General features: G+C 72.5%; 6 protein-coding genes. 3 read left to right on the top strand and 3 right to left on the bottom strand.

Features of this window, described 5'->3' with window-relative positions; translation table 11 throughout:
* Window positions 1-50: 50 nt before the first annotated feature.
* The 3 genes from ACIO5D_RS35030 to ACIO5D_RS35020 form a co-directional block, all read right to left on the bottom strand.
* Window positions 51-476: a DUF742 domain-containing protein gene (locus tag ACIO5D_RS35030; RefSeq protein WP_400658640.1), complete on the bottom strand. Its 426-nt coding sequence runs from the start codon at window positions 474-476 to the stop codon at window positions 51-53.
* Window positions 477-627: 151 nt separating this feature from the next.
* Window positions 628-1,041, bottom strand: a complete 414-nt coding sequence (locus ACIO5D_RS35025; protein WP_030057391.1) for a roadblock/LC7 domain-containing protein — start codon at window positions 1,039-1,041, stop codon at window positions 628-630.
* A 10-nt stretch (window positions 1,042-1,051) separates the two neighbouring features.
* Entirely contained in the window at window positions 1,052-4,903 is a 3,852-nt protein-coding gene (locus ACIO5D_RS35020; protein WP_400800116.1) for a nitrate- and nitrite sensing domain-containing protein, read from the bottom strand.
* Window positions 4,904-5,472: 569 nt separating this feature from the next.
* Here ACIO5D_RS35020 and ACIO5D_RS35015 point away from each other — a divergent pair.
* The 3 genes from ACIO5D_RS35015 (at window position 5,473) to gltX (ending at window position 8,235) form a co-directional block, all read left to right on the top strand.
* Entirely contained in the window at window positions 5,473-5,697 is a 225-nt protein-coding gene (locus ACIO5D_RS35015; RefSeq protein WP_363608858.1) for a hypothetical protein, read from the top strand.
* A 245-nt stretch (window positions 5,698-5,942) separates the two neighbouring features.
* Window positions 5,943-6,743 (top strand): fumarylacetoacetate hydrolase family protein, encoded by an 801-nt coding sequence (locus tag ACIO5D_RS35010; RefSeq protein ID WP_363608860.1) that lies wholly within the window; start codon window positions 5,943-5,945, stop codon window positions 6,741-6,743.
* Window positions 6,736-8,235: a glutamate--tRNA ligase gene (gene gltX, locus ACIO5D_RS35005; RefSeq protein WP_400800113.1), complete on the top strand. Its 1,500-nt coding sequence runs from the start codon at window positions 6,736-6,738 to the stop codon at window positions 8,233-8,235. The genes ACIO5D_RS35010 and gltX overlap by 8 nt, the downstream gene beginning before the upstream one ends.
* The last annotated feature ends 112 nt before the right edge of the window (window positions 8,236-8,347 follow it).

The following is an 8,347-nucleotide window of genomic DNA, read 5'->3' as shown; positions in this document are numbered from 1 at the left end:
CGGCGACGACGATCTTCGCGGAGGTGGTGGCGCGGGTGGGGGCGGCCGCGTTAGAGCTTGCGAAGTCCACTGAGGACCCTTTCGAGCAGCGTGACATCGGGCGTTCCGCCCGACTCGCCCGCGGCGGCGGGCTGGTGGATGGCGACGAGGCCGGCCTCGGCCAGGTCGGCCACGAGGATGCGGGCCACACCGAGTGGCACGCCGGCCAGTGCGGAGATCTCCGCGATGGACTTGACCTCACGGCAGAGGCTGACGATCCGGGTGTGCTCCGGCAGCAGGCCGCCGGTCCGGTCGGCCGAGGCGGTGGTCGAGATCAGCGCCTCGATGGCGAGCTGGTACCGGGGCCTGGTACGGCCTCCGGTCATCGCGTACGGGCGGACCAGCGGCTGCTGCTCGTAGCCGTCGGACTGCTGCCCGCCGTAGCCGCTGCCGTACCCACTGCCGTACGAGCCGGCGGGTGTCGAAGGCGGGGTCATGGGTCCTCCTTGTGCTGCAGCCTTGGGCAGCCGGTTCCAGCTGGGGCGGTGCCAGCCGAGGCGAAATCAGCTGCCTGAGGGTAGCTGAGGGTGAGACGCCGGGCCTGGTCGGGTCAGACCCGGCGGGGAGGTGGGACGGGGGGATGTCCGCTCAGTGCAAAAGACTGCCCTGAAGCTCTGCGCGGAGTGCGGGGGTGAGGACGGCGCCGGCCCGGTCGACGAGCAGGGCCATTTCGTATCCGACGAGGCCGATGTCGGAGTCGGGGGAGGCGAGTACGGCGAGGGCGGAGCCGTCGCTGACCGCCATGAGGAAGAGGAATCCGCGTTCCATCTCGACGACGGTCTGGTTGACCTCGCCGCCCTCGAAGATCCGGCTGGCGCCGGAGGTGAGGGAGGTGAGGCCGGAGGCGACGGCGGCGAGCTGGTCGGCGCGGTCGCGGGGGAATCCCTCGGACATGCACAGCAGGAGGCCGTCCGCGGAGACCACCACCGTGTGCGACACCCCGGGGGTGTTGTCCACGAAATTGGTGATCAGCCAGTTCAGGTTCTGTGCGGCCTGGCTCATCTGATTCAACTCAACGCTCCTGATGATCTGCGCCGTTGCCGTCTTCCCGGCCTCCGAAACCGTCGAAGCCGGGCTGCTGGACACCATGGTTGAAGCCCGCCGGGTTGCCCTGGCCAGCCTGTTCCGCACCGGCCCGGCGGCCCTGCTGGATGCCGCGCCGCAGGTTGGTCAGCCGGCCGCGCACCTCCTCGGGGGCGCGGGAGACCTGCGGACCGGTCAGCGGGGACGCCTCGGCGGTGCCGGAGACCAGGTTGGCCTGCGGGGTCCGCCGGGGGAGGCCGGACATGGTGACGCCACTGGTGGAGGGCTCGCGGACCTGCTCGGCCCGGCGCCAGCGCTCGTCGTTCGCGGACGGGCGCCACGGGGCGTCGTCCGGACCGGCCGGCTGGCCCGGCTGCGGCTGCTGAGCCTGTTCGGCCTGCTGGGCCTGCTGGGCCGGAGCCTGCTGGGCCTGGGCCTGCTGACCCGGTGCCGGCTCCTGGAAGCCCGGCGCGGTCGTCCCGGGCCGGCGCGGCTGGTACGAGCGGGCCCGGCCGTCCTCGCGGGCCCACGACTGCCCGTCCTGCCCGAAGTCCGGCAGACCGCCCTGGGCACCGCCCTCGGACGGGCCGGTCGGCAGCGCCATCGGCTCCTGGCGGAACTGCTCCTGCCGGACCGGCTCGGGCCGCGCCTGCTCCTGGCGGACCGGCTCCGGACGGGGCGGGGTCGGCACGTTCGGCAGCACCGGCTCGACCAGGCCGAGGCCCAGCGGGTCACGCGGGTCGATCTCGCTGGCCTCGAAGCGCGGCCGGGCGAACTGCGCGGTGCTCTCCATCGACGACGGCTCGGCCGACGGCAGCGGCTGGGCCTGCTGCGGCGGCTGCGGCTGGAACTGCTGCGGCGGGAGCTGCGGCTGCTGGGCGCGCTGCGGCGCCTCCGGGCCGGGGCCGGGACGCTGCGGCCGGCGCGGCCCCTGCGGAGCCTGGCCGCCCGGGGCACCCGGTCCCTGCGGAGCCTGCCCCGGCTGGCGGCGCTGCGGCAGCCCGTCCTGCGGGCGGTTGCCCGGACGGGCCCCCTGGCCCTGCGGCCCGCCGGGCCCACCCGGACGGCCCGGCTGGTCGGCCCAGCCGTGCTGCGGCTGCTCGGCGGTCCGGGCACCGGGCCCGCCGTCGAACTCGGCGCGCGGACGCTCCTGGCCGGGGCGGCCGCCGTCGGCGGGCCGGCCCTGAGCGGGCTGCGGCCGGCCGGGCTGCTGGCCGCCGCGGCGCGGCAGACCGCCCGGGCCGCCCTGCGGCGGGCCCTGCCGGCCCGGGCCCTGCGGGGGCAGACCGCCCTGCTGGTTCGGTGCCGGCTGGCCCTGCGGCTGCTTGCCCTGCGGCTGCTGGCCCTCGCGCAGCGACTGGCCGGCCTGCCGGGTCGGCAGACCGCCACCGTTGCGGCCGCCCTGCCCGGGCCGGCCACCCGGGCCGGCGGGCGCACCCGGCGCACCCGGGCCCGCCTGGCCGCCGGGGCCGCCCTGGCCGAGCTGCGGACGGCCCTGCGGGGCGCCGCCCGCCGGGCCCTGGCCGAGCGCGGCCGGGCCGCCGTTCGGGCCGCCGTTGGGGTTGCCGGGCATCTGGCGCTGCTGACGCGGCGTCGGGGCGGCCCCGCGCTGCTGCTTGGCCTGCGCGGAGCCGGGCCGGCCGGCGCCGCGGCGGTCGGCCGAGTTGGTGACGTCCACCGGGAGCATGACCAGCGCGGTGGTGCCGCCGGAGTCGCTGGGGCGCAGCTGGATCCGGATGCCGTGACGCAGCGACAGGCGGCCGACCACGAACAGGCCCATGCGACGGGAGACCGAGACGTCCACGGTCGGCGGGCTGGCCAGCCGCTCGTTGATGTCGGCGAGGTCGTCGGGGCTCAGGCCGATGCCGGTGTCGTGGATCTCGACCAGCACCCGGCCGTCCGGCAGGGCGTGGCCGGTGACCCGGACCCGGGTCTGCGGGCTGGAGAACGAGGTGGCGTTCTCCAGCAGCTCGGCGAGCAGGTGGACGAGGTCGTTGACGACGCGGCCGGCGACCTCGGCCGACGGCACCGTGGCGAGCTCGATGCGTTCGTACTGCTCCACCTCGGAGGCGGCGGCGCGGAGCACGTCGACCAGCGGGACCGGGCGGGTCCAGCGGCGGCCCGGGTCCTCACCGGCGAGGACGAGGAGGTTTTCGCCGTTGCGGCGCATACGGGTCGCGAGGTGGTCCAGCTTGAAGAGGTTGGCCAGCTGGTCCGGGTCGGCCTCGCGGCTCTCCAGCTCGGAGATGAGCGACAGCTGGCGCTGGATGAGGCCCTGGCTGCGGCGCGAGAGGTTGGTGAACATCGCGTTGATGTTGCCGCGCAGGAGGGCCTGCTCGGCGGCGAGGCGGACGGCCTCGCTGTGCACCATGTCGAAGGCGTGCGCCACGTGGCCGATCTCGTCGGCGGAGTCGACGCCGACGGGCTCGACGGTGACGTCGACGTCGTGCGGGTCGCTCTCGGAGAGCGTCTTGACCAGCTCGGGCAGCCGCCGCTCGGCGACGTCCTCGGCCGCGGCCTGCAGCCTGGTCAGCGAGCGCACCATCGAGCGGGCGATCAGACCGGCGCCACCGAGGGCGACGAGCAGCACCAGGGCGACGGCGGCACCGATGATCAGGGCCTCGGTGTCGGCGGCGGACTGGAGGTCCTGGGCCTTGCCGTCCAGGTCCTCGATCAGCTTGCTCTCGATCCGCCGCTCGGCGGTGATCTTGGCGCTGGCCTTCTCGTACCAGTCCTTGTAGGAGACCGGGTCGGTCTGCTGGATACCGCTCTGCTGGAGGATCGAGCGCGCGTAGCGGTCGGCGTCGGCGACCACCGAGTTGTAGCTGAGCTGGCCGCGCAGGTTGTCCAGGTCGTGCGAGGTGTAGATGTTGTTGAAGCTGGTGAGCGCGTTGTCGTAGGAGGCGCGCAGGCGGATACCGAAGGACTCGTCGCTCAGGCTGAGGTTCGGGGCCTTCGGGTTGGCGAGCGCGGCGCTGATCAGGGCGCGCTGCTGCGAGGTGGTGTTCTTGGCCAGCGAGAACTGCTGGAGGGCGCGGGTGGCGCGGACCAGGTCCTTGTTGTTGGAGCCGAGCGCGATGTCCTGGGTGATCGACAGCAGGTCGCGGATGATCACGTCGTAGGCCGTGATCGTCGACTGGATGTTCTGGTTGTTCTGGTACGGCGTGTTGCGCGCGTCCGAGATCGAGTTCAGGTCCTTGCGGATCTGGAAGAGCAGCGCCTTGCCGCCGGAGAGTTCCAGGTTCTCGAACTTCTCCGAGGAGGCGGTGAAGGTGCGGCTCAGATCGTCGGTCTTCTTGCGGGCGGCGACGATGTCGTCGTCGAGCGGGGCGGCCGGGTCGTGGGTGATCGGCCCGGCGCTGATGTCCCGCTCGTTCTGCAGGGCGTCGGCGAGGTTGGTCGCCTTCTTGGCCAGATCGGAGAGGTTGGCCATCTGGGCGAGCTGCTGCGAGGCCTCTAGCGAGGTCTGGATGCGCAGGCCACCGAGGACGAGGGCGACGAGCACGGGCAGGGCGAGCAGGGCGATCAGGCGGGTACGGATCCGCCAGTTGCGCAGCGCCAGCCGGCTCATGCCCTTGGCGCGCCGGCGGGTGAGGGTCTTGCGGAGCTTGTCCCGGGTCGACTTCCGGTCCTGCTGCCCGTCGTCCTCCTGCCGGCCGGAGTCGGGGCCACCGGAGCCAGGGTGGCCGGAGTCGGGGCCACCGGGGCCGGGCCGGCCGGGCGCCTCGAGGGCCGGTTCGGCCGGGCCGCCGGGCGCTACCGCCTGCTGGGGGCCTGCTGTGGGCTCACGCGACTCCGGGTCACCCGCGGCGCCGCTACCCCTTTTGAAACGTCCCTGCACTGGCGTCGCAACCTCTGGACCGGGCGTCCCGCCGCGTCGCCGCAGCCTGGACGGTGTGGAGTTTCCATCCGCACCCCGGCCGGTCCGGGAGAGCGGGTCGCCGGGGTGGACTGCTCCCTACCCACGGTCCGTGGCATTCCAGCACAGCGGCGGAATCCCAACAAGGGCCGACAGGGCACCCCGCGTGGCGCTACCGAACGCGCGCATGACTTCACTGACTGTGTGCCAACCGGACCGGAATACCGCCTTTTTCGGACACTCGCCGGATACATGCCAACCTGACCCGAGATCAACAAGAGTCACAGAGCTTCCCGAATGCCCGTTATTTCCGGTATGTCGGCAAAATCTGATGCAGCGATATGTCGGATATAAGAGAATTGCTCTTCAATTTGTGAGCAAAATCACAGGTGAATGTGTAGCTTTGGTCACGGTGGCTGTGGAAAGAGATCCGTAATCTGGCTGCATCCGGAGCACGGCCCCGATCAGCCTGCCCAGAATCCCCCGAATCACTCAGGCCGGCGCCGATTCCCCGTGGACGCGCCGGGCCGCGACCCCGAGGTGCTGACGCGATGTCCCAGGCGAAGAAGGCCGCCACCAAGTCCACGCTGTCCTGCCGCTCCACGGCGAACCCGCGCCGGACCACGCTGGCCTCGGTCGAGGACTTCAGCAAGATCCCCGGCGCCCGCCGGGCGGAGCAGGTCGTCGTCTACTCCACCGAGCTGCCGGCCAGCACGGCCAACCCGCGCCGCACCACGCTGATGGTCGCACCGGTGGTCGCCGTCCCGCAGGACTGACCGGACCCGCTTCGCCGAAGGGCGCCTCGGCCGCACCCCACCGTGCGGCCGAGGCGCCCTTCGGCGTCCCCGGGCAGGCCCGGCGCGGGCCGGACGCAACCGCGCTGAACAGGGGCAAAGCGGTCAGCCGGGGGCTCACGCGATAGCCTGGACGACGATTGAGCGGGGCCGGGCCCAACGGGCGCGGCGCCCACCAGCGCCCGGGCGCGCCCCGGGCGGCCGACGAAGCGAGGGGTAGCCCAGCCGTGCGCATTGCCAGGTTTTCCGTCCGGGAGGGGAGCCCTGCCGCCGGCAGCGTCTCCTTCGGCGTGGTCGAGGGCGACCCCGCCCAGCCCGAGTCACTGGTCGTCCACGCCCTGGCCGGCCACCCCTTCGGGCAGCCCCAGCCGACCGGCGAGAGCTACCGCTTCCAGGACGTGCGGCTGCTCAGCCCGATGCTGCCCAACAAGATCATCGCGGTCGGCCGCAACTACGCGGCGCACGCGGCCGAACTCGGCAACGACGTCCCGGACGTCCCGCTCACCTTCTTCAAGCCGTCCACCTCGGTGATCGGCCCGACCGAGTCGATCGCCTACCCGCCGTTCTCCTCGGACGTCCACTACGAGGCCGAACTGGCCGTGGTGATCGGCCGGATGTGCCGCGAGGTCCCGCTGGACCGGGTGCCCGAGGTGATCCTCGGCTACACCTGCGCCAACGACGTCACGGCGCGGGACGTCCAGCAGCGCGAGGGCCAGTGGGCCCGCGCCAAGGGCTTCGACACCGCCTGCCCGCTCGGCCCGTGGATCGAGACCGACCTCGACCCGGCCGACCTCGCCATCACCTGCACGGTCAACGGCGAGCCGCGGCAGACCGGCCGCACCTCCCTGATGGTCCGCTCGGTCGCCGAGCTGATCGTCCACATCTCCGAGGCCATGACGCTGCTGCCCGGCGACGTCATCCTCACCGGTACACCCGCTGGGGTGGGCCCCCTCAACGTCGGCGACCAGGTCGCCGTCTCCATCGAAGGCATCGGCACTCTCACCAACAAGGTGATCAAGCGTGGCTAACACCGACCCCACCGTCCGGGTCCGTTTCTGTCCGTCCCCGACCGGGAACCCGCACGTGGGCCTGGTCCGTACCGCCCTCTTCAACTGGGCCTTCGCCCGCCACAACGGCGGCACGCTGGTCTTCCGGATCGAGGACACCGACTCCGCCCGCGACTCCGAGGAGTCGTACAACCAGCTGCTCGACGCCATGCGGTGGCTCGGCTTCGACTGGGACGAGGGCCCGGGGACCGGCGGCCCGCACGAGCCGTACCGGCAGTCGCAGCGGATGGACATCTACGCCGACGTCGCCCGCCGCCTGCACGAGGCCGGCCACGCCTACTACTGCTACTGCAGCACCGAGGAGCTGGACGCCCGCCGCGAGGCCGCCCGCGCGGCCGGCCGGCCCTCCGGCTACGACGGCCACTGCCGGGACCTGACGGGCGATCAGGTCGCCGTCTACAAGCTGGAGAAGCGCGAGCCCATCCTGCGCTTCCGGATGCCCGACACCACCATCAGCTTCGACGACCTGGTGCGCGGCACGCTCACCTTCGAGCCGGAGAACGTGCCGGACTACGGGATCGTCCGGGCCAACGGCGCGCCGCTCTACACCCTGGTCAACCCGGTGGACGACGCGCTGATGAACATCACCCATGTGCTGCGCGGCGAGGACCTGCTCTCCTCGACCCCCCGCCAGATCGCGCTGTACGCGGCGCTCGCCGAGATCGGTGTCGGCGACGGCAGCACCCCGCGCTTCGGCCACCTGCCGTACGTGATGGGCGAGGGCAACAAGAAGCTCTCCAAGCGGGACCCGCAGGCCTCGCTCAACCTGTACCGCGAGCGCGGCTTCATCCGTGAGGGCCTGCTCAACTACCTGTCCCTGCTGGGCTGGTCGCTCTCCGCGGACGACGACATCTTCAGCGTGGAGCAGCTGGTCGAGGCGTTCGACATCGCGGACGTCAACGCCAACCCGGCCCGCTTCGACCTGAAGAAGTGCGAGCACGTCAACGCCGAGCACCTGCGCCGGCTGGCCCCGGAGGACTTCGTCCGCCGGCTGGTGCCGTACCTGCAGGCCCCCGGCCTGCTCCCGGCCGAGCCGACCGCCGCGCAGCTGGAGCTGCTGGCCAAGGTGGCACCGCTCACCCAGGAGCGGATGGTCGTGCTGAGCGAGATCGTCAACATGGCGGGCTTCCTCTTCGTCGACCCGGCCGACTTCACGCTCGACCCGGACGACGCGGCCAAGGTGCTCACCGCGGACGCCCGCCCGGTGCTGGAGGCCAGCATCAAGGCACTGGAGGCGCTGGAGGACTTCTCCCCGGAGCCGATCCAGGCGGCGCTGCGCGAGGCGCTGGTGGAGGGGCTGGGCATCAAGCCCAAGTTCGCCTTCACACCGCTGCGGGTGGCCGTCACGGGCCGGCGGGTCTCCCCGCCGCTGTTCGAGTCGATGGAGCTGCTCGGGCGCCCCGAGACGCTGCGTCGGCTGACCGCCGCCCTGGCGGCCGTTCCGGCCGCCTGAGGCAGCCTCCGAGCAGGTCGCGGGCCCGGCTTCAGGCCGGGCCCGCGGCGTTCCCGGCCCGGCCTGCGGTTATCGATTTTGGAGCCGCGCCCGGCATCGGGTAATGTTCTTT

Origin of the sequence: Kitasatospora sp. NPDC087315 (assembly GCF_044744345.1) — a bacterium.
In the GTDB taxonomy this organism is placed as follows: domain Bacteria; phylum Actinomycetota; class Actinomycetes; order Streptomycetales; family Streptomycetaceae; genus Kitasatospora.
This window is presented reverse-complemented; position numbering and strand designations above follow the sequence as displayed.

Excerpts from the sequence above, each read along its gene's own strand:
- ACIO5D_RS35025 (WP_030057391.1), bottom strand. The coding sequence starts at position 1,041 with ATGAGCCAGGCCGCACAGAACCTGAACTGGCTGATCACCAATTTCGTG.
- ACIO5D_RS35030 (WP_400658640.1), bottom strand. The coding sequence starts at position 476 with ATGACCCCGCCTTCGACACCCGCCGGCTCGTACGGCAGTGGGTACGGC.
- ACIO5D_RS35015 (WP_363608858.1), top strand. The coding sequence starts at position 5,473 with ATGTCCCAGGCGAAGAAGGCCGCCACCAAGTCCACGCTGTCCTGCCGC.